The 20306-nt window shown below is 70.4% G+C and carries 21 protein-coding genes; 9 read left to right on the top strand and 12 right to left on the bottom strand.

From position 1 onward, the window contains the following. Entirely contained in the window at nucleotides 1-489 is a 489-nt protein-coding gene (locus tag BWI15_RS33295) for a helix-turn-helix domain-containing protein (protein ID WP_237771567.1), read from the bottom strand. Here BWI15_RS33295 and BWI15_RS33290 point away from each other — a divergent pair. Then, on the top strand, nucleotides 488-1060 hold the full coding sequence (locus BWI15_RS33290) for a ClpP family protease (RefSeq protein ID WP_077018469.1): 573 nt from the start codon (nucleotides 488-490) through the stop codon (nucleotides 1058-1060). The two genes, BWI15_RS33295 and BWI15_RS33290, sit on opposite strands and share 2 nt — an antisense overlap. A 40-nt stretch (nucleotides 1061-1100) precedes the next feature. Here BWI15_RS33290 and BWI15_RS33285 read toward each other — a convergent pair whose 3' ends face one another. After that, nucleotides 1101-2243 carry a trans-sulfuration enzyme family protein gene (locus tag BWI15_RS33285; RefSeq protein ID WP_077018468.1) on the bottom strand — a complete coding sequence of 381 codons (1143 nt, stop codon included), beginning with the start codon at nucleotides 2241-2243 and terminating at the stop codon, nucleotides 1101-1103. Nucleotides 2244-2379: 136 nt separating this feature from the next. Between BWI15_RS33285 and BWI15_RS33280 the strand changes: the two genes are divergently transcribed. After that, nucleotides 2380-2868, top strand: a complete 489-nt coding sequence (locus BWI15_RS33280; RefSeq protein WP_077018467.1) for an Lrp/AsnC family transcriptional regulator — start codon at nucleotides 2380-2382, stop codon at nucleotides 2866-2868. A 53-nt stretch (nucleotides 2869-2921) separates the two neighbouring features. Here BWI15_RS33280 and BWI15_RS33275 read toward each other — a convergent pair whose 3' ends face one another. The 3 genes from BWI15_RS33275 to BWI15_RS33265 are packed head-to-tail and all read right to left on the bottom strand — an operon-like array spanning nucleotide 2922 to nucleotide 6186. Then, the gene (locus tag BWI15_RS33275; protein ID WP_237771566.1) at nucleotides 2922-3941 is read right to left on the bottom strand and encodes an LLM class flavin-dependent oxidoreductase; all 1020 of its coding nucleotides are present in this window, start codon (nucleotides 3939-3941) and stop codon (nucleotides 2922-2924) included. A gap of 29 nt (nucleotides 3942-3970) precedes the next feature. Then, on the bottom strand, nucleotides 3971-5647 hold the full coding sequence (locus BWI15_RS33270; protein WP_077018465.1) for a right-handed parallel beta-helix repeat-containing protein: 1677 nt from the start codon (nucleotides 5645-5647) through the stop codon (nucleotides 3971-3973). Nucleotides 5648-5661: 14 nt separating this feature from the next. Next, nucleotides 5662-6186 carry an NADPH-dependent FMN reductase gene (locus BWI15_RS33265; protein ID WP_077018464.1) on the bottom strand — a complete coding sequence of 175 codons (525 nt, stop codon included), beginning with the start codon at nucleotides 6184-6186 and terminating at the stop codon, nucleotides 5662-5664. Between the two features lie 158 nt (nucleotides 6187-6344). Between BWI15_RS33265 and BWI15_RS33260 the strand changes: the two genes are divergently transcribed. Further along, a complete protein-coding gene (locus tag BWI15_RS33260) occupies nucleotides 6345-8579 on the top strand; it encodes a HelD family protein (RefSeq protein ID WP_237771565.1) in 2235 nt (744 codons plus the stop codon). Nucleotides 8580-8741: 162 nt separating this feature from the next. Here BWI15_RS33260 and BWI15_RS33255 read toward each other — a convergent pair whose 3' ends face one another. Both BWI15_RS33255 and BWI15_RS33250 read right to left on the bottom strand, forming a co-directional pair. Beyond that, nucleotides 8742-9314 (bottom strand): hypothetical protein, encoded by a 573-nt coding sequence (locus BWI15_RS33255; RefSeq protein ID WP_077018462.1) that lies wholly within the window; start codon nucleotides 9312-9314, stop codon nucleotides 8742-8744. A 10-nt stretch (nucleotides 9315-9324) separates the two neighbouring features. Continuing rightward, nucleotides 9325-11085, bottom strand: a complete 1761-nt coding sequence (locus tag BWI15_RS33250; RefSeq protein ID WP_077018461.1) for a PHP domain-containing protein — start codon at nucleotides 11083-11085, stop codon at nucleotides 9325-9327. 140 nt (nucleotides 11086-11225) lie between these two features. Here BWI15_RS33250 and BWI15_RS33245 point away from each other — a divergent pair, with 140 nt between their 5' ends. The 3 genes from BWI15_RS33245 (at nucleotide 11226) to BWI15_RS33235 (ending at nucleotide 13117) form a co-directional block, all read left to right on the top strand. After that, nucleotides 11226-11594 carry an excalibur calcium-binding domain-containing protein gene (locus tag BWI15_RS33245; RefSeq protein WP_143466060.1) on the top strand — a complete coding sequence of 123 codons (369 nt, stop codon included), beginning with the start codon at nucleotides 11226-11228 and terminating at the stop codon, nucleotides 11592-11594. A gap of 63 nt (nucleotides 11595-11657) precedes the next feature. Continuing rightward, nucleotides 11658-12311 carry a hypothetical protein gene (locus BWI15_RS33240; protein ID WP_143466058.1) on the top strand — a complete coding sequence of 218 codons (654 nt, stop codon included), beginning with the start codon at nucleotides 11658-11660 and terminating at the stop codon, nucleotides 12309-12311. 155 nt (nucleotides 12312-12466) lie between these two features. Beyond that, a complete protein-coding gene (locus BWI15_RS33235; protein ID WP_202817786.1) occupies nucleotides 12467-13117 on the top strand; it encodes a M23 family metallopeptidase in 651 nt (216 codons plus the stop codon). Here the strand turns inward: BWI15_RS33235 and BWI15_RS33230 are convergent. Both BWI15_RS33230 and pdxR read right to left on the bottom strand, forming a co-directional pair. Next, on the bottom strand, nucleotides 13114-14250 hold the full coding sequence (locus BWI15_RS33230; protein WP_077018457.1) for an epoxide hydrolase family protein: 1137 nt from the start codon (nucleotides 14248-14250) through the stop codon (nucleotides 13114-13116). The two genes, BWI15_RS33235 and BWI15_RS33230, sit on opposite strands and share 4 nt — an antisense overlap. Then, complete coding sequence (gene pdxR / locus BWI15_RS33225) at nucleotides 14247-15659, bottom strand: MocR-like pyridoxine biosynthesis transcription factor PdxR (RefSeq protein WP_077018456.1); 1413 nt, start codon at nucleotides 15657-15659, stop codon at nucleotides 14247-14249. Before pdxR ends, BWI15_RS33230 begins: the two co-directional genes overlap by 4 nt. Before the next feature lie 74 nt (nucleotides 15660-15733). On the opposite strand from pdxR, the gene BWI15_RS33220 reads away from it, so the two are divergent. Further along, nucleotides 15734-17023, top strand: a complete 1290-nt coding sequence (locus tag BWI15_RS33220; protein WP_077018455.1) for an FAD-binding oxidoreductase — start codon at nucleotides 15734-15736, stop codon at nucleotides 17021-17023. Nucleotides 17024-17088: 65 nt separating this feature from the next. On the opposite strand, the gene BWI15_RS33215 is transcribed toward BWI15_RS33220, so the two are convergent. Together BWI15_RS33215 and BWI15_RS33210 are read right to left on the bottom strand one after the other, a co-directional pair. Continuing rightward, nucleotides 17089-17454, bottom strand: a complete 366-nt coding sequence (locus BWI15_RS33215; protein ID WP_077018454.1) for a VOC family protein — start codon at nucleotides 17452-17454, stop codon at nucleotides 17089-17091. A gap of 213 nt (nucleotides 17455-17667) precedes the next feature. Next, nucleotides 17668-17898, bottom strand: coding sequence for a hypothetical protein (locus BWI15_RS33210; protein ID WP_077018453.1), 231 nt, complete (start codon nucleotides 17896-17898; stop codon nucleotides 17668-17670). Nucleotides 17899-18149: 251 nt separating this feature from the next. On the opposite strand from BWI15_RS33210, the gene BWI15_RS33205 reads away from it, so the two are divergent. Together BWI15_RS33205 and BWI15_RS33200 are read left to right on the top strand one after the other, a co-directional pair. Then, nucleotides 18150-18797 (top strand): NUDIX hydrolase, encoded by a 648-nt coding sequence (locus BWI15_RS33205; RefSeq protein ID WP_077018452.1) that lies wholly within the window; start codon nucleotides 18150-18152, stop codon nucleotides 18795-18797. Beyond that, on the top strand, nucleotides 18794-19342 hold the full coding sequence (locus tag BWI15_RS33200) for a MarR family transcriptional regulator (protein WP_077018451.1): 549 nt from the start codon (nucleotides 18794-18796) through the stop codon (nucleotides 19340-19342). The genes BWI15_RS33205 and BWI15_RS33200 overlap by 4 nt, the downstream gene beginning before the upstream one ends. A gap of 5 nt (nucleotides 19343-19347) precedes the next feature. Here BWI15_RS33200 and BWI15_RS33195 read toward each other — a convergent pair whose 3' ends face one another. Further along, nucleotides 19348-20241, bottom strand: a complete 894-nt coding sequence (locus tag BWI15_RS33195) for a DUF3152 domain-containing protein (protein WP_083751154.1) — start codon at nucleotides 20239-20241, stop codon at nucleotides 19348-19350. Between the last annotated feature and the right edge of the window lie 65 nt (nucleotides 20242-20306).

Below are 20306 nucleotides of genomic sequence, written 5' to 3'. Positions count from 1 at the left end.
CTAAGCGACCAGCGCGAAGGCCTGGGCCGAGGTGGAGTACGTCTGCGGCGAGGAGGTCCCGATCCGCTGCGGGGCCGACTCCTGGACCCGGATGGCCGCCGTCTGCAGGCGGACCGGCAGCGTCGACCTCATGGCAGTGGCGAGGTCGAACTGCACCTCGGCCAGCAAGTCGGACAGCTCCAGATCGAGCGCCCGGCAGATCGCGGCCAGGATCTCCGAGGAGGGCTCCTTGCGGCCGCGCTCGATCTCGGACAGATAGGGCACCGACACCTGGGCCACCTCGGCGAGCTCGCGCAGGGTGATCCCCCGCTCGCGCCGCAGCCGGCGGAACACGTTCCCGATCACCTGGCGTAGCAGCACGTCCGGTCCTCCTCGACTCGCGTGGTCCTTGTACCGAGTGTGCCATCCCGGCCGGGTCTGCGGTGGGCAGATCTGCCACGGGCAGATTCCGGCGACGCCGGGCCCGGTCGCGGTCAGGCTGGGGAGCATGAGCGACACCATGCGAACCACCGACCTCGACCAGCACATCTACCAGCGACTGCTCTGGCAGCGGATCGTCGTCCTGCGCGACGAGATCAAGGACGAGAACGCCAACGCGCTGTGCGCCCAGCTGATCCTGCTGAACGCGGAGGACCCGAAGGCGGAGATCTCGCTCTACATCAACTCGCCCGGCGGCTCGGTGTCGGCCGGGCTGGCGATCCTGGACACGATGAACTTCATCAGCAACGACGTGTCGACGTACGCGATGGGGCTGGTGGCGTCGATGGGTCAGGTGCTGCTGGCCTGCGGTGCGCCGGGCAAGCGGTTCAGCCTGCCGCACGCGCGGATCATGATGCACCAGCCGTCCGGCGGAATGGGCGGCACCGCCAGCGACATCAAGACCCAGGCGGAGCAGTCGCTGCTGGCCAAGAAGCAGCTGGCCGAGCTGTTGAGCGAGCGGACCGGCCAGAGCGTCGACCGGATCACCACGGACTTCGACCGGGATCGCTGGTTCACGCCGGAGCAGGCGCTCGACTACGGCATCGTCGACCGGGTGCTGACCCAGCCGGTCAGCGTCTGAGCCGGCGCCCGCTCCCCCGAGGCGCGGGCGCCGGTGGTCGCTAGGCCAGCGCCTGGTCCAGGTCTCTGACCAGGTCCTCGGGGTCTTCGAGGCCGATGCTGAGTCGGAGCAGGTGCTGGTCCGGCTTGGCGTCGTCCGCGACCAGGCGGTGGGTCAGTGCGGCCGGGCGCTGGATCAGCGTGTCCACACCGCCCAGGGACACCGCATGCGTGATCAGCTCGAGCTTGGCCAGCAACTGGTCGGCCCGAGTCGTCCGGAACGCCAGTACGGCGCCCGGACCGGCCTGCTGCCGACCGACCAGCCCACGCGGATCGCACTCGGGCAATCCGGGGTAGTGCACCTTGTCCACAGCCGGATGGGTGCTCAGCCAGTCAGCCACCTTCGCCGCACCTGCCTGCTGCGCACGAACGCGAATCGGCAGCGTCTGCAGTCCCCTGTGCAGCTCGTACGCCGCCAGCGGGTAGAGCAGAGCTCCGGTCACCGCACGCACCTGGCGGAGCCGCGCGACCCAGTCCGTCGTCCCGGCGACCAGGCCACCCATCAGGTCGCCGTGACCGCCGAGGTACTTCGTGGCCGAGTGCAGCACGAGCGTGGCGCCGTGCCGAGTGGGCTGCTGCAGCACCGGGGTGGCGAAGGTGTTGTCCACAGCCACCGGTACGCCAGCCGCCTGGCGGACCACATCGGCGATGTCCGTGAGTTCGACGGTCGGGTTGGCCGGGGTCTCGAGCAGCACCAGCCCGGTGTCCGTGCGGATCGCCTCAGCGACGGTCTGCGCGGTCGCCCAGCTGACCGTCGCACCGAGCAAACCTGTGGACAACAGGTGGTCGGAGCCGCCGTACAGCGGGCGGACGACGACCACGTGCGGCTTCCCCGCGGCGACGGTTGCCAGCAGCACCGCCGTCAGCGCGGCCATCCCGGAGCTGAACGCGACTGCGCCGTCGGCGCTCTCCAGCTCGGCCAGCGCGGTTTCGAGGCGGGCGACGTTCGGGTTCCACAGGCGTTGGTAGACGAGGCTGCCGTCGCCCGGGTCGCCCCCGCCCGCCAGCCGGTCGTACGCCGCACCGCCTGCCGTGGTGCCGGACAGCGGGTACGTCGTACTGAGGTCGATCGGGGGGACGTGCACCCCGAGGGCGGTCAGGTCGTCGCGGCCGGTGTGCACGGCGCGGGTGTCCGACACGGTCATCGGGCCTCCTTCGGTCCGTCTGCGGTGCGGACAGGATGAAATCTTCTGCGAGAGACCGGCAAGAGTTCCGAAGAAAATTCGTCCACAGGTCTGTCCACACGCTGTGGATTCTGTGGATGGCCCTTACAGTGATGTCATGCCGAAGGATCGTCGGACCCCTGGACCGGCGCCCCGGCCGGTTCCCGCGGGGCTCGACGAGGTCGACCTGGAACTGGTCCGCCTGCTCACCGTGGACGGCCGGATGCCGAACAACGCGCTGGCCGAGGCGACCGGGATCGCGCCGTCGACCTGCCTGGCGCGGGTCCGGGCGCTGCGCGAGCGCGGCGTGATTCGCGGCTTCCACGCCGACGTCGACCTGGCCGCGCTCGGGCGCCCGCTCCAGGCGATGGTGGCGATCCGGATCGGCGCGCACTCCCGCGACGAGATCGACCGCTTCCGCGCGATGGTCCCGCGGCTGCCGGGCGTGCTGTCGCTGTTCCACGTCAGCGGCGCGAACGACTACCTGCTGCACGTGGCGGCGGAATCACCCGACGCGCTGCGTGACTTCGTGCTCGACCACCTGACCGCGGATCCCGCGGTGGTGCACGCCGAGACGAGCCTGATCTTCGAGCACGTCCGGGCGTGAAAGGCCCCTGTGGATAACTCTCGGGTTATCCCCTGCCTGTGGACAACCGCGGGTCAGCGGGGCTTCAGGCCCCAGGCTTCCGCGAGCAGGTTGTAGGAGTGGCGGCGTTCGGCCGGGTCGTGGATCGAGGTGGTGATGATCAGCTCGTCGGCGCCGGCGGACTCGGCGCGGTGGCGCAGATCGGCGGTGACCTGGTCGGGGGTGCCGACGGAGACCAGCCCGGACCACTCCTCGACGGCGGCCTTCTCACCTTCGGACCACGGGTACGCCGCGGCTTCCTCCGGCGACGGCATCGGGCCGGGGCGGCCGGAGCGCAGGCGGAGGATCGAGAGGGCGTTGGCGAGCGCCAACTGCTCGGCGCGTTCTTCGGTTTCGGCGACGATCGCGGCCAGGGCGAGGATCGCGTGCGGCTGCGACTGGTCGGGCGAGGGCTGGAACTGCTCGCGGTAGGTGCTGATCACGCCGGACGGGTCGAGCGTGCCGAAGTGGCCGGCGTACGCGAAGCCGGTGCCCAGGGCGGCGGCTGCCTGGCCGCCGTACGTGCTGGAGCCGAGGATCCAGACCGGCGGCAGCGGGACGTCGTCGGGCTGCGCGGTGATCGGGGCGAAGGGGTGGCCGGCCGGGAAGCCCTCGGCGTACGCGCGCAGTTCGGCGTACTGGTCGGGGAAGTCGTCGGCGGACAGCGCCTCGCGGCTGCGGCGCAGCGCGAGCGCGGTGCGCTGGTCGGTGCCGGGAGCGCGGCCGATGCCGAGGTCGATGCGGCCGGGGTGCAGACCGGCGAGCACGCGGAACGTCTCGGCGACCTTCAGCGGGGAGTGGTTCGGCAGCATGATGCCGCCGGAGCCGACCCGGATCGTCGACGTGACGGCGGCGACGGCCGCGATCATCACCTCGGGCGTCGAGCTGACGACGCTCGGGATGTTGTGGTGCTCGGCGAGCCAGAAGCGGTGGTACCCGGCCGCCTCGGCGGTCTTCGCCAGCTCCAGCGTCTCGTGCAACGCCTCCGACGGCTTGGTCCCGGTCGGCACCGGGGACAGGTCGAGCACGGACAGCGGCATCGCTTCACTCGTCACGTACAACCGCAACCGCCGGGAACGGATTCCTATTCCACCGTGACGTCGGTGCAGCCCGTGATCGAGTACGCCGGCTCGCCGCCGACCACCCGGTTGCCGGTGAAGACCAGTCCCCCGACGCTCTTCGCGCGCAGCACCTCACCGTCGCCGGCCAGCTGGAACTCGTTGTCCTCGATCAGTACGCCGCGGTGCACCGGCTCACCCTCGACCTGGTTGGTCGGATCGAACCAGATCACCGGCGTCGCCGGCCGCAGGAACTGGTTGCCGCGGACGACGAGATCGCGCACCGGCCCCGACTCGTACCACTGGTGCGCGTCGGCCGAGACGTAGATGCTCGCCATCGACAGCTGGTCGAACACGTTGTGCTCGATCACGCTCGGCCCCCGCGTGGTGAGCAGCACGCCCCGCGTCGGGATGTTGCGGAAGGTGTTGCCCGCGATTCGCACCGACGGGGTGTAGCTCACGTTCTCGACGACGTACGCGCCAGACTCGACAGTCTCCGGTACGGCGCGGTCGAGCGTGATCGTCATCGTGGTCAGCGGTTTGCTGCTGTCCGTCCCGGTCGGTCCGTCGACCGCGACCACCGTCGCCTGACCGGCCCCGGCCAGCGTCAGCTTGTCGACGAACTCGACCAGGTCCCCGGGGTGGAACTGTGGAAAACCCGCCGTCTCGGGGTGCATGTACTGCAGCCCAACCCGGTCGCCCGCGACGTCGACGACCTCGAGATAGGTGCCGTGCACGTTGATCGGGTCGTCGTGCGCGCCGTCGAACAGGTTGCCGGTGATCGTCACCGTGCCGCGGACCCCCGACATCTGCAGGATGTCCGCGAACGCCGCCGTACTGCGGCCGATCGAACGGTCGGCGTGGAACTCGTTGTCCGCCACGGTGATGTCCGTGCTGAGCTGGCCGACGATGCCGAAACCGTGCAGGTAGCCGGCCTTCAGGTTCGTGACCGTGACCTGCGACGACTCCCAGATGAATCCGGCCGCGGTGTCGCGGGTCGGTTCACGCAGCTGGTAGACGAGGCCCTGGTCCTCGGTCGTGAGCTCGGACAGATAGTCGACGCGGATCCGGTGATCGCCGAGATCGGTCAGCCGCGCGACGCCGGTGAACAGCGGGTTGTCTCCCCGCCAGATCCGCTGCGCCACCGGGTCGTGGATCTGGCAGTACCAGAGCTCGTCGGTGCTGTGCCGCCAGTACGGCGTACCGGTGGCTGGGCTGGTCTCGCCGAGGAACGTGAGTTGGTCATCGCCCACCAGGTAGGGATTGCCGGGCGGAACGCTGAGCACCCGGTACGCCGGACCGGTCTCCGCGACCGTCACGTCCACGACCTTCGGCGCCGAGTGGTCGAAGGCGAAGTTGCTGATCGTCACCCGCTCGGAGCGCACTACGGCGAACAGGCCCAGCAGGCCGTGCAGCTGAAAAGTGGAGCCGTCGCCGTCGACGGTGAGGTCGGCGAGGTCTTCGAGCAGGAACGCGAAACGCTTGTGCCGGTGGGACTGGTCGGCGCCGACGGTGTTGGAGATGTAGAACTCTCGCTCGATCGCCTGCTCCGGGTAGAACTGGTAGATACCTCGGGGGAAGAGCAGCCGGACCGGGCCGCCGAGATTCCGCGCGTGGGCGATCGCGTCGACGACTGCCGGGGTGCTGTCCTTCACGCCGCTGCTGTCCGCGCCGAACGCGGTGACGTCGACTACCTGGGTCACGAGGGTCTAGCTAATCAGGCGGGGTACGGCGTGGTGGTGCGGGCGTCCCGCAGTGCACGGGCCCACCAGGCGAGCTGGTCGAGCATGGTCGTGGCGGCTACTGCCGTCGCGGGGTCGGCGAGCTCGGCGGTGTCGACGGCGCCGGGGAGCTGCTGGAAGCTGAGCGTCTCGCGGATGGTGACCGCGTGCAGCTCGCCGAAAACGAGCCGCAGTTGCTCGGCGGCCCGCAGCCCGCGCGAGCGGCCGCCGTACACGACGAAGCCGACGGGTTTGCCGTACCAGGGCTCGCGGACCGAGTCGATCGCGGTCTTCAGGTCGCCGGGATAGGCGTGGTTGTACTCCGGCGCGAGCACGACGATCGCGTCGGCCTCCGCGATCCGCGCGGGCAGGTCGCCGGCGATCGATAGATCGACCAGGTCGAGCTTGAAGTCGTCCCGGCCGTCGACCTGCCGGCTGAACCAGGTCATCAGCGCTCGGCAGAACGGGCTGGCCTCCGCGGTACGCACGAGCAGGGCGAGACGGAGCGGATGAACGGTCACGTCCAGCGACGGTAGTACCTCAACAACACTTGAGGTCAAGCTGCCGGTGGAGAAAGCGGCGAAATGCCGTAAAATCGAGGATTTGTGGCGACCGGAAGAAATGTCACGGGAGCCAACGCGGTGCATTTTATCACGAGGGGCTGGAATTGCAGAATCCGGTGCAGTCGGAACAGATTCACCTGACCACGTTCTACGCGGCACTGGACCGCGAACGTGAGCAGGCTCAGACCCGTCGCCGCGGCGAACAGGTGGCCGGGACGCGCAATGCCCAGGCCCTGCACCAGCGCGACGGCCGGGTCCGCGACCTGAACGCCCGGCTGGCCCGGCTGAACGCCGCCGAGGAAGGCCTGTACTTCGGCCGCCTGGACGACAGCAACGGCGAGGTCCTGCACCTGGGCCGGATCGGCCTGCACGACGAGGACTACGAACCGCTGCTGGTCGACTGGCGTGCTCCCGCCGCGCGGCCGTTCTACGTCGCGACCGCGGTGCACAACCAGGGCGTCGTCCGGCGCCGGCACATCCAGAGCCGGCTGCGGCGGGTGATCGACGTCCAGGACGAGCAGCTCGACCTCGGGCGGACGGCGGCCGGCGAGTCCCGGCTCGGTACCGGCGTGATGGGCGAGGCCGTCCTGCTGAAGGCGCTGGAGGCCCGGCGGACCGGCACGATGGAGTCGATCGTGCAGACCATCCAGGCCGACCAGGACCGGATCATCCGGTCCGAACTGCCGGGGATTCTGGTCGTTCAAGGTGGTCCGGGGACCGGAAAGACCGCCATTGCGCTGCACCGGGCCGCTTATCTGCTCTACACCCATCGTGACCAGCTGGAAAAGCGCGGAATTCTTGTCGTCGGCCCCAATCCGACGTTCCTGAAGTTCATCGGGCAGGTGCTGCCGTCGCTGGGTGAGGACGGCGTCCGGCTGGTCACGCTGGCCGAGCTCTACCCCGGGCTGACCGCGACCCGGCCGGAGTCCGCCGAGGCGGCCGAGGTGAAGGGCCGGGCGGTGATGGCCGACGTGATCGCGCAGGCGGTCGCCAACCGTCAGTGGGTTCCTTCGAAGCCGCTGGAAGTGACAGTGGACCGGACCGTGCTGCGGCTCGACCCGGTGGTCGCCGAGGAGGCACGCGCTAGGGCGCGCGAGCGGCGGCTGACGCACAACCAGGCCCGGCCGTTCTTCCTGACCGAGATCGTCGACACGCTCACCGAGCAGTACGCCGAGATCATCGGCGCCGACCCGCTCGGCGGCGAGAACCTGCTCGACGACTACGACCTCGCCGAGCTGCGCAAGGAGGTCATCGCCGAGCCGGCCGTCCAGGAGTTGCTGCATCGCCTCTGGCCGAACCTGAGCCCCCGCGAACTCCTTGTCGACCTGTACGGCGACGAGCAGCGGCTGGCGGCGGCTGCTCCGCAGCTGAGCGAACTGGATCGCGAACACCTACTGCGGTACGGCGACGACTGGAGCCCGGCCGACGTGCCGCTGCTCGACGAAGCGGCCGAGCTGCTCGGGGACGACGGCCAGGAGGCGGCCCGGTTGAAGGCGGAGCGGGCGCGGGCGATCGCCTACGCGCAGGGCTCGCTCGACGTACTGTCCGGGTCGGGCTCGACCGACTTCGACGAGGACGACGAGTCGGAGGTGCTGACCGCCCGGGACATCCTCGACGCCGAGGCGCTGGCCGAGCGGTTCGAGGCCGACGACGACCGGACGCTGGCCGAACGCGCCGCGGCGGACCGCCGCTGGACGTACGGGCATGTGATCGTCGACGAGGCGCAGGAGCTGTCGCCGATGGCCTGGCGGGCGATCGCGCGACGCTGCCCGCTGCGGTCGATGACGCTGGTCGGCGACGTCGCGCAAACGAGTGCGGCCGGCGGCGGGACCAGCTGGCGGCAGGCGCTCGCGTCGACCTTCGGCGATCGCTGGCGGCTGGCGGAGCTGACGATGAACTACCGCACACCGGCCGAGGTGATGGAGCTCGCCGGTCAGGTGCTGCAGCTGGTGGACCCGCAGGCGAAGGCGCCGCAGTCGGTCAGGTCGACCGGCGTGAAGCCGTGGCACGTCGACGTCGCGCCGGCCGAGCAGGCGGCGTACGTGAGCAAGGTTGCCGGCGAGGAGGTCCAGCACGGGCAGGTCGGGGTGATCACCTCGCGCCTGCGGCTGGAGCTGGTGCAGGAGGCAGTCGGAGACCTGGCCGACGTGACCGTCCTGACCGTCGCGGGCGCCAAGGGGCTTGAGTTCGACTCGGTGCTGGTGGTCGACCCCGAGGGCATCATGCTCGAGTCACCGCGAGGCCTGCGCGACCTGTACGTCGCACTGACGCGCTGCACGCAGCGCCTCGGCGTGATCGGCGAACTGCCCGAGGTGCTGGCGGATTCGGACGCTTGGGATGTCCGGCGTTAGGGCGTGTCTCCCAATTCCGCGCCGTAGCGAGCAGGTGCCCGGTGCGGTGGCTCGGTGTGCGGGAGACGAGGGTGGCGATGCGAAGCATCGTGCCCTTGGCGCCCGTGCAGCGAGGCGCCGTGCCGGGTGCCGCGCAGTAGGCGGGGAATTGGGAGACACGCCCTAATGGTCCGAGCAGCACTTGTGCTGGTGTTCGGCCTCGAAGGGGATGAGGACGCCGCCGGCGGCGGGCTGGACCTGGAGGATGACCTGGCCTTCGCGGCGTACCGGGCGGACGAAGTCTCGGGTGTCGATCACCGTGTCGTCGGTGACCGGTAGGCCGCCGAGCGCCTCGACGTAGTCGATGCCTGCCTTGGCGCGCAGAGCGGCAGCGGTCTGTACGCCGTACGCGTGCTCGCAGCCGGGCCAGCGGACCAGGCGGCCGGCGCCGAGTGCGCTCTCCACGGCAGCGACGTACGCGCCGCGGACCAGCGGGCTCGGTCCGGCGAGGTCCGGAGCGGTCGCACCGGACCGGGTGAACGCGGAGCCGGCGCCGTGGTCGGCGCACCACCTGCGGACGTGCGCCTCGAGTTCGTCGGTCGCCGCGGCGATCGAGACGGCGAGGTGCGGGGTGTCTCCCCCGGTGATCGCGTGGGTGCACGCGATCACCGGGATCGCCGCCGGGGCGAGCAGTTCGTGCAGAACGTGCTCGGCCTCGGCGGTGTCGCGGCTGGCCGCGTCGACGGCGATGATCATCGGGTCGGCGTCACTTCTTCGGGAGCACCCAGATCGGGTTCGTGTAGAACCACAGGTCCGACCACGGGTCCGCGTCGCCGACCACGTCGAGCTGCGGGCCCGCCGGGTCGATCGCCGCACCGAGGTACCCCGGCTGGCTGCGGTTGCCGTCGGTGCCGCGGACCCGGACGTAGAACGGCTCCTCGGCCCGGCCCAGCGGCAAGACCAGCTCGAACGTGCCGCGCTTGCCCGAGGTGTCCCACTGCCGGACCACCTTGGTGTCCGGCGCGGTGAACGTGTCGCGGTTGCTGACCGTGCCCTTGACCGCGCCGCGAATCGCGTCGACCCGGTTCAGCTTCGGCACGAAGTTCGCCCAGTTCGGCATCGTCTGGGTGGTGATCCGGACGACCAGCTCGACCGCGCGGCCGCGGCGTACGGTGAGCGCGCCGCCGAGCGGTTCGCCGTACCGCTGACCGACCTCGCGGACCTCGACCTCGACGCCCTTGGCGAGCATGCCGTGGTCGACCCACATCCGGCCGGCCCGCAGGCCCTCCATCACCGACAGGTAGTCGCGGCGGTCGGCGCCGACGTGGGTGCGGCTGTAGTAGCCGGGCCAGAAGTCGCCCGCGGTCCGGTTCACGGTGTTGCCGTAGACCGGGTCCATGTAGCGGCCGTCGCGGTCGAACTGCGCCTGGTCGGAACCGTCCGGACGGCGGGCCGTCTCGTTCCAGTTCACGTGGCTGTCGGAGTTCGCGCTGATCCACCAGGGCTTGCCCTCGGCGAGCAGGCTGTCCCACAGGCCGCCGACGGTCGAGGTCATCCAGTCGAAGCCGCCCCAGGTCCGGTAGGACTCCAGCGGGTAGCCGGGGAACGAGTTCGCGCCCGGGGCGTTGCCGTAGTAGCCGCGGGCCTGGGCACCACCGATCGGCGCGGGCAGACCGGCGGCCTGGTGACCCGGCGCGCCTTCGAAACCGATCGCGATCCGCGGGTCGGCGTCGCGCCAGTTGCGGATCTCGTGCGGGCTGTCGATGCCGTTGCGGGCCGGGTGGTTGGCCAGGAACAGCGCGTCCTGGACGCGGCGCCGGTCGACCTGCTGGCCGAGCCACTGGATGCCCGAGACGGCCAGCGCCTCGTTGGCCGGGCTGTTGCCGCTGGCCCCCTTCACGCTGCCGTCGTAGCTGTTCTCGAACTGCTTGAGCACCTCGACCTCGCGGCTGCCCGGCGCGACGAACACCGTGCCGTGCTCGGCGGACGGGATGTTCCACTCCAGGCCCTGGAAGATCAGCGTGTTCTTCAGCTCGCTGCGCGCCGCCTTGATCTGCGGGTTGACCAGGTCGACACCGATCCGCGCGTGGGTGGCGCCACCGTGGTCGGTGATCACCAGCCAGTCCAGCCCGTATGCCGCGGCGTGGCGCGCCTGGTCGATGACCCGGTACAGGCCGTCGGAGCTCATCTGGGTGTGGATGTGGTGGTCGCCGGCCAGCCAGACGTTCGGCCGCTTGTGCTGCTGGAAGATCCAGCCCGGCACGTTCTTCGGCGCCGCGGCGGCGGCCGCCTGCGCACCCGTGACGGCCAGCGCCGCCGTGCCTCCGAGAATGCCGGCGGACCGCAGCAGCGACCGGCGGCTCACCTCGGTCGGCGAAAGGTCGGAGTCCGGGATCGACTCGTCCAGCGCGGCCAGCGTCGCGGCGTCCAGTTCGGCGTTCGGGTGGTGGTGATCGTGGTCGTGCCCGTGGCCGTGTCCGTGCCCGTGGCCGTGGCCGTGATCGCTGTGGTCGTGGGAGTGTCCCATCGTGCGTCCTCTCGGATGGCGGAATCCGGCGCGATCATCGCCTTTCCGGATGACGCGCAGGTGTTGTCCGGGTGAACCACTGCCGCCACCCCTGGACAAACCCGCACCGCGGTGCCTCACTGGACCGTGGGGGGAAGATCATGGGGAGATCACCACAACCGGGGACCGGTCGTGCCGCCGCGCTGCGCGCCGTTGGCGGCGGGATGGCGGTCGGCGTACTCGCCATACTGGCCACGTTCGCGGTCGTGCGCGCGACGTACGAAACCGGCGCACCCGCCAAGGTGGCCAACGCGCCGACCCCGGCGGCCCGCACGACACCCGCCGGCGCCCCGGCCACGCCGGTGAGGCTGCGGTGCGAGGAGTTGGTCGCGCGTGGTTACACGTACGCGGGCGTGGTGGGCTACTGGCGCGCGTACGGCCGACCACCCGAGATGGATGCTGACGGCAACGGAATTCCGTGCGAGGAGGAGTACGCACCGCCGGCCGTCGACCAGTTCTGGCAGCAGTGAGTCCGGCCCCACCCCTGGACAAACACGAACGGTGATGACTTGATGGGCCGTGGGGGGAAGACCATGGCGCAAACGCCACAGAAAGTGATCAAACGCTTCACCGACGACGGCAGTACAACACTGGTCGCACTCGCCGGAGTTGCCGTCGGTGTCATCGCGGTACTGCTCACCTGGTTGGTGGTGCTGACGATGAACAAGGCTGAGCCGGTGCGGGACAGCAGCGCGCCGGCTCGGGACTCTACGCCACCGGCGGCGGCGTCGGCGCCTGCGATTGTGCCGCCGACCGCAACGGTCACGGTGGCGCCGCGGCCGACCGCGACGGTGCCGCGGCCCGGGGATGTGCGTGGGCTACCGGGTGGCTTGTTCTGCCGGGACCTGAAGGCGCGGGGGTACAGCTACGTCGCCGCCGTCGACTACTGGCGGGGGGAGGGACAGCCGAACCAGATGGATGCTGACCGCAACGGAATTCCGTGCGAGACGGTCTACGCGCGCAGCGATGTGGGGCAGTACTGGCGGGGACGTGAGGTGCGGGCCGTGGCCTCGGTGCCGGTGAACCTGTTCTGCCGGGACCTGGTCGCGATGGGGGCGTCGTACGGTGAGTCCGTCACCTACTGGTGGTACTCGGGCATGCCCACCCGGATGGATGCCGACGGCAACGGGATTCCGTGCGAGACGGTGTACTCCGCGGTGGTCGTCAACGCGTTCTGGCGCCAGTGAGAGGTCGATCGGCGGGGATCTTCGGGGCGGCGGTCGTCGGGGTGACGGCCGTGGGGCTCGGGGTGTTGTCGGCGCTGGGGGTGCTGGATCGCGCGGCGGTTGAGCGACCGGGCGCGCAGGCTACGGTCACGCCGGTCCCGGCGTCTCCTTCGACGGTGAGCTCGTCACCCGCGGCAGTGCCCGTCCCGACCGCCAGCCCGACCCCCAGGACGACGGCCACCCCGACAGGCCGCACGACCGCGACGACCCGCGCGACGCCGAAGATCTCGGTCCGCCCGCCGCTGCGGTACGTCTTCCCGGTCCAAGGCTGTCCAGCCTCCGCGTCGCAAGCGCATCACGATTACCCGGCGGCCGACATCTTCACCCGCGTTGGATGCCGGTTCGTCGCACCGGTCGACGGGCGGGTGGACGAGGTGATCCGGGTCGACCGTTGGAGCCCGAAGACCAATGTCGCCGCAGATCGCGGCGGACTGGCGGTCTCGATCGTCGGGCGGGACGGCGTCCGGTACTACGGTTCGCACCTGTCGGCGATCACCGCTGGGATCCGTCCGGGCCTCGCCGTCCGCGCGGGTCAACCGCTCGGGCTGACCGGGCGGACCGGCAGTGCCCGATCGACTCCGGCGCATCTGCATTTCGGCATCAGCTGGCCCACCCCGGCCGGGCGGTGGTGGATCCGGCGCGGGATCGTGCCGCCGCAGCGGTTCCTGGCCGGGCTGAAGACCGGCAACCCGAGCTCGCCGGCGGCGATGGTCGAGCGAGCGAAGACGGCGTACGGGGTCGACCGCGGCTGCCGGGCGTACTGCTAGCGCAAACGGCGGCAGAAGGTTCGCAGGTCCTCGACCAGTAGGTCGGGTGCCTCCAGGGCGGCGAAGTGGCCGCCTCGGGGGTGTTCGGTCCAGTGGGTGAGGTGGTGGGTGCGGGACAGGATGTGGCGCATCGCGGGGTCGGTGGGGAAGACGGCGACGCCGGTGGGCACGGACGAGGGCTCGGGCGGGGGCGTGCTGGGCTCGTAGTAGAGGTTGGCCGACGTAGCACTGGTGTTGGTGAACCAGTACAGGGAGACGTCGGTCAAAATGTGGCCCAGGGCAACGTCTGTCAGCGGCCGGGACGGGTCGGACCAGTCGTGGAACTTCTCCAGGATCCAGGCGAGTTGGCCGACCGGGGAGTCGCTCAGGGCGAAGGAGATGGTCTGCGGCTTGCTGCCCTGGAGTTCGGCGTACGCCGTACCGGTGGCTCGGACGTGGTCGGCGAAGGTGAGCTTGGCCTGGTCGTTCGGGCTGAGGTCGTCGAAGTCGCCGGGCCGGTAGCCGGGATCGGTGGACGGGTGGGCGAGGCCGCCGTTGATGTGGACGCCGAGGACGTGGCCGGGGGCGACGCGGCCGAGCAGGGGTGAGACGACCGAGCCGGTGTCGCCGCCCTGGGCGACGTACCGCTCGTAGTCGAGGCGGTCCATCAGGGTGGCCCAGGCGTGGGCGATGCGCAGATGGTTCCAGCCGGCGTCGTTGAGCGGGATCGAGAAGCCGTGGCCGGGGACCGAGGGGGCGACGAGATGGAACGCGTCCGCCGGATCGCCGCCGTGGGCTCGCGGGTCGGTGAGCGGGCCGACGATCTCGAGAAACTCGGCGATCGAGCCGGGCCAGCCGTGCGTGAGGATGAGCGGGAGCGCGTCCGGTTCGGACGAGCGGACGTGCAGGAAGTGGATCGGCTGGCCTTCGATCATGGTGACGAACTGAGGGAACGCGTTCAGCCGGGCTTCCCACGTGCGCCAGTCGTAGTCGTCGAGCCAGTGCCGGACGACCTGTTGCAAGACCTCGACCGGGACGCCGCGGGACCAGTCGTCCGCGGCAGGCAGCACGCGCGGCCAGCGGGTCCGGCGCAGGCGGGAGCGGAGGTCGTCGACGTCCTCCTGCGGAACGGCGATCCGGAACTCGTCGATCATGGCTCCAGCGTACGGACGGCGCCGGCGAGAAGGCTGATGCCCTCAGCAACTGATTGCTCGGTCAGACCGCCGTAGCCGAACACCAGACCGGGTGGACCGGGCGGGTTGAACCAGTACGGCGTGAGCGGGTGGACGCCGACGTCCCGGGTGCGGGCTGCCTCGGCGACGGTTTCGGCGGGGAGGTCGGGCGGCAACCAGGCGAGCACGTGCAGGCCCGCCGAGATCCCGACCGGCTTGAAGTCGGGCAACTGGTCCGCGAGCTGCTCGACAAGGAGATCGCGGAGGCTGCGGTAGCGGGGACGCATCCGGCGGAGATGGCGGTCGAACTCGCCGCGGACGATGAAGTCGGCGAAGGTCAGCTGGTCCAGGACCGACGAGCCGCGGTCGTCGGTCAGCTTGGCGGCCGCGAGCGGCTCGACCAGGGCGTCGGGCAGGATCAGCCAGCCGAGGCGGAGCCCGGGCGCGAGCGTTTTGCTCGCCGTACCGGCGTAGACGACGCGGTCCGGAGCCAGACCCTGGATGGCGCCGATCGGTTCGCGGTCGTAGCGGTACTCCGCGTCGTAGTCGTCCTCCAGGATCAGCGCGTTCCGGCGGACGGCCCACTCGACCAGCGCGGTCCGGGTCTCGGGCGACGCGACGGCGCCGGTCGGCATCTGGTGAGCGGCGGTGACCAGGACGAGGTCCGCACCGGACCGGTCGAGCGCCTCGACGTCCACGCCGGAGTCCAGAACCGGTACGCCGACGGTCTCCAGCCCGGCCGTGACCGCGACGTCGCGGACGTCGTTGTCGGACGGGTCCTCCAGCGCGATCCGCCGGTAGCCGGCCGCGACCAGCACCTGGAAGAGCAGCCGTGAACCCTGCGCGAACCCGTGGCAGATCAGCATGTTCTCCGGCCGGGCCGACGTCCCGCGGACCCGGTTGAGGTAGTCGGCCAGCGCCTCGCGGAGCTCGAGCGCGCCCTGTCCGCTGAGATAGGAGAAGGTCCGGTGCGGCGTCTCGTTCAGCACCCGCCGGAACGACCGCAGCCAGGCCGCGCGCGGGAACTGCGTGACGTCGGGATGGCTGTACCGGAAGTCGATCCGCGGCGGTCCGGCGACCTTCTGACCGGCTCGAGCCGCCTGCAGGCTGCGCGCTGCCGCCTGCGCGACCTGGGTGTAGCCGCCGGCCCGGCTCACCAGGTACCCCTCGGCGACGAGCTGCTGGTACGCCTCGACCACGACGCCGCGCGACAGTCCCAGGTCGGACGCGAGCGCGCGGGACGACGGCAGGACGGCGTCCGCACGGAGCAGGCCCTCGCGGATCCGCTCCCGGATCCCGGTCTCCAGCTGCTGGTGCAGCGGCACGGTGCTGTCCCGCTGGATCTCGACCAGCAGCTCACCGGTACCGGAACCGGTCCTGGAACGGCTCATGGAATTGGACCTTATCCGCGCGCCGGGGCGCTGTCAGGGTTTGTGTACCAGCACTTCAGCGAAGGAGTCCGCCGATGACCACGATCGAGATCCAGACGCCGGTGCTGCTGCAGGCCGGCGACAGCGGGTACGACGAAGCCCGCACGGTGTGGAACGCGATGGTCGATCGCCGCCCGGCCGTGATCGCCCGCTGCGGCAGTACGGCGGAGGTCGCCGCCGCCGTCCGGCACGCACGGAGCCGGTCGCTGGAGATCGGCGTGCGGTGCGGCGGGCACAACATCGCCGGCCTCGCGGTGCCCGACGGCGGGATGATGATCGACCTGACGCCGATGGGCGGCGTACGGGTCGATCCCGTTCGGCGGCTGGCGTGGGTGCAGGGCGGGGCGTTGCTGGGCGAGCTGGATCGGGCGGCGCAGCAGTACGGGTTGGCGACCACGGCCGGGAACGTTTCGCACACCGGCGTCGGCGGGCTGACGTTGGGCGGCGGGATGGGGTGGCTGGCTCGGCAGCACGGGCTGGCCTGCGACAACGTCGCGTCGTACGAGGTGGTGACTGCCGAGGGTGAGATCGTGCGCGCCAGTGCGGAGGAGAACGCCGAGCTGTTCTGGGGCTTGCGGGGTGGCGGTGGCAACTTCGGCATCGTGACGGAGTTCGAGTTCCGGTTGCACGAGGTTGGGACGCGGACGCTGGTGGCGGAGTTCGAGTTCGCGGCTACGGAGGGGTTCGACGTACTGACCGGGTGGCGATCGTTGAACGCGACGGCGCCGCGCGAGGCGACGTTCACGGCGAACGTGGTCGGGGACGAGGTCCGGGTCGGCTTCGTGTGGGTCGGGGACCCGGCCGACGGCGCGAAGCTGCTGCCCGCCTTCCGCGCGCTGGGGACCGTGGTCGCGGAATCGGTCGAGGAGATGCCGTACCTGACCCTGCAGACGCGGGACGACAACGTGCAGGGACACCGGTACCGGCGGTACTGGAAGGGGCACTACTTCAAGACCCTGCCGGACGACGCGATCCGGGCGCTGCTGCGGAATCCGGGCGTCGGTGCGAGCCTGCAGGCCTACGGCGGCGCGATCGCCGACGTACCGGACGCGGACGCGGCATTCAGTCATCGGGACACGGTGTTCGAGTTCGTCACCGCGACCCGGTGGGACGATCCGGCCGAGGACACCGACCGGATCGCCACCGTGCGCGAGTACGCCGCCGGGCTCGCGCCGTACGCCGGGGGCGCGTACGTGAACACGCTCAACGGCGAGCCGGTCCGGCGCGCGTTCCCGGCGGCGAAGCTGGCGCGACTGCGGGCGCTGAAGGCGACGTGGGACCCGGCGAACGTGTTCCATCTGAACCAGAACATCCTCCCGGCCTGACAGCCACTCGCCGCGTCCCCCATTTCGACGGTCAACCATCGAAATGCGGGGGAGGCGGGGGTGGGTCAGCGGTTGGCGTAGTACTCGGGTTTCATCTGGATCAGCTGGACGTAGTTGCCGTCGGGATCGGTGAGCGTCGCGAACTTGCCGATGCCGCGGTCCTCGGGCTCGACCAGCCAGTCGACGTCCAGCGTGCGCAGGTGGCCGGCGGTGGCCTCGATGTCCTCGACGGCGAAGTTCACGATGAACCGGCCGGGCTCGGGAGCGGTCGCGGCGACGTCGTCGCGGTGCTCGATCACCAGGCCGAACCCGCCGAGGTCGAGATTGCCGTAGCCGTCGACGCGGGCGTGGAAGGCGTCGCGGTACCAGGTCTTCAGCCGGTCGGGGTCGGTGCTGCCGAGCAGCATGCTGTTCAGAACGGGCCGGTCCATCGGGTTCTCCTCGGGTCGTGGGTCGGTCACGCCGGGGACGTCGGAACCGGCGGCCGGGGCTCGACACGGGATCGGCCGGAACACAAGGACCCGCCCGCACCCGGCCTTGTGGGCCGTGGTGCGGACGGGTCCGTCGTCGTACTCGTGGTTCGCACTGGGTCGATCAAGTCGTGCTGCGGCAACAGGGAGTGCCGCAGTACGGCGGGTCGGGCTTCAGCGCGGGGCTACATCCCACATGCGCTCGCCGGGCAGGGGGTCGGGGAGCCGGTCCACGGCGGGCATCGGGTCGTTGGTGACCCGGAGTCCGGCGAAGCGACGGCTCATGGCCTGGGCGTACCGCTCGGCCAACGCCGGCTCGGCGTTGTAGTCGGCGATCACGTGCTCACCGAACCAGACTCGGACGCGTCGGCGCTCTGACGTCTGGGTGGCGGTGGCGGTTGTCACTGGTCCTCCTGAGGCAGATCTGAGGGGTGGTCGGCCTGTGAACGCGGAGCGAGCGCGATGACGGCTAGCCGTGTGTTCACCGTCACGTCAGGTGCAACGCACGACCGGGATCGGAGGTCACGCCCGGTTCGCGATTTCTGTGCACAAAAGATGGATTTTCTGATCACTTCGATCGAACAGTTGTTCCCTTGTTTTGTTGAATCGCTGAGATTTGCGCGGGAATTGTCGGCGACTGGTGCGATGCTGCGGCGATGCGATCGTCCGTGCGTTCCGTCCACCAGTTGGTCGCCGCCCTCGAGCCGGCCGACGAACACGAGGCCGCCGACCGCGACTGGACCCTGCGCTGGCTCGCGAGCACCGACGACATCTGGCGCCGGGTCAAGCCGGCGACGCCCTCGCCACACCTGGTCTCGTACGCCGTCGTCGTCGACCCGGCCGACAGCAGCGTGCTGCTCGTCGACCACGTGAACGCGCGGCGCTGGCTGCCGACCGGTGGTCACGTGGAGGTCGACGAGCATCCCGCCGACGCCGCGGCGCGGGAAGTCCGGGAGGAATTGGGGATCGATGCCTTGTTCAACGATCGCGAGCCGGCGTTCCTCACCGTCACCGACACCGTGGGGATCGACAACGGGCACACCGATGTGAGTCTGTGGTTCGTTTTCGCCTGGCGGCGGGACCTGCCGGTGGTGGACGCCTCGGGCGAGTTCGCGGAGATCCGATGGTGGGACCGGGACGAGATCGCCGACGGCCAGGGGCAGTTCGACCCGCAGTTCGGCCGGTTCCTGCGCAAGCTCGACGGTCGAACACGTGATCGAGTGTTCCGCCGGACCGAATTCACAGCGTTTCCTCAGGAACGACACGCCGAACTGTCAGCGCCGATCCGTAGGCTGGAAGAGTGACCATCGAAGAGACGGAAACCAGGGCACTGGCCGTGCCCGAGCGGGACGTGCCGTTGACCGGGATCGCGACGGTGCAGACCGAGCAGCTGATCGGTGACGTCGGGGACGCGCTGCGGTTGCTGGACGCGGTCGAGCGGGTCCGGGGCCACGCGCACCCGCTGATCCTGGGGCTGCAGGACGCCGTCGGCATGAAGATGCCGGCCGCGCTGGTGCTCAGCGCGATCTCCAACGGCCGGGACTCGGCGGCCGCCGTGGCCGAGCAGGTCGGCACGACGACCGGCGAGGCCGAGCTCGCGATCGCGGAGCTGGTCGGGCTCGGGCTGGTGAAGACCGAGCCGGCGCTCGCGGTGACCGGGCTGGGTCAGGCGCGGCTCTCACAGCTCGACGCGCTGACCGTCCGGGTGCTGGATGTGGTGACGGGGATTCTGGGGCCGACCGACGCGGCGCACCTGGTGCGGCTGCTGCACACGGTGGCCGACGGGCTGGAGACCGCCGCGGTGACGGCCAGGGTCAACCAGGTGGTTCCGCCGGCTCTGAACAACTAGACGGATCAGGACGCGGGGATCGGATCGTCGTACTTGCCCAGCCGGCCTTCGTAGCGTCGGCCGTTGCGGAAGGGCCAGGCATAGGCGATGCAGCCGTGCAGGCCGAGCGTCTGCTGCTGCATCACCGGCGCTGGCTGACCGGGGCCGGGGCAGAGCTCATGGGCCTCGCCCAGGCGGTGACCGGTCTCGTGGTTGAGCATGTACTTGCGGTACTCGGTGAGTGAGGCGCCGTAGTTCGGGACGCCGTGCACCCAGCGGGCGATGTTCAGGACGACGCGTTCGCCGATCCGGCAGCTGGTGTATTGGTCGTAGCCACCGCCGCAGATCAAATCCCTGGTCGCGGGAGTGACGAACATGAGCTTGAAGTCGGAATTCTGGCCGGGGCCGACCTGACGGAACCGCCACTTGCCGCCGGCGGTCCAGCCTTGTGGCGCGCCGTACGTCGCGCGGACGAAGCGGGACAGCTCGGCCGGATTGATGCCTTTGATGCCGTTTTCGATGTCGATTTCGAAGGTGAGCAGGCGCCCGGCGGTGCCGATCGTTTCCGGGGCGCCGGGGAGAACGGTGTAGGAGACGCTGCCGCGCCGCGGGTAGGTGATGACCGGGCCGGGCGTGGGTGAGCCGGGTTTGGTCACGGCGGCGCGGGGCTTGTTCGCGCTGGTGCCGGGTTTGTTCGCGCCGGCCGTCGCCTGGCGGTTCGGCGTACCGTCGGCGGAGGGCTCGTCGGCTGGGTCGCCGTCGTGCGTGGCGGGGTCGCCGAGCTGATCCGAGTCGGCGGCCACGCTGGGAGCGCGATCGGGCAGGTCGTGCCGGTCGAACGGGCTGGCCGGGAGCTGGAACAGCCCGACCACCACGAGTGCCGCGACCGCGCCCAGACCGGCGATCCTCACCTTGCGCATCAGCTGGACTCCTCACCGCGCCCGGGGTGAGCGCGTCCTCACCTGTTCTTGCCTCTTCGGGCACG

The sequence above is a fragment of the Kribbella sp. ALI-6-A genome (assembly GCF_001984195.1).
In the GTDB taxonomy this organism is placed as follows: domain Bacteria; phylum Actinomycetota; class Actinomycetes; order Propionibacteriales; family Kribbellaceae; genus Kribbella.
Note: the sequence above shows the minus strand (reverse complement) of the source record. Positions and strands in the feature narration are given on the sequence as shown.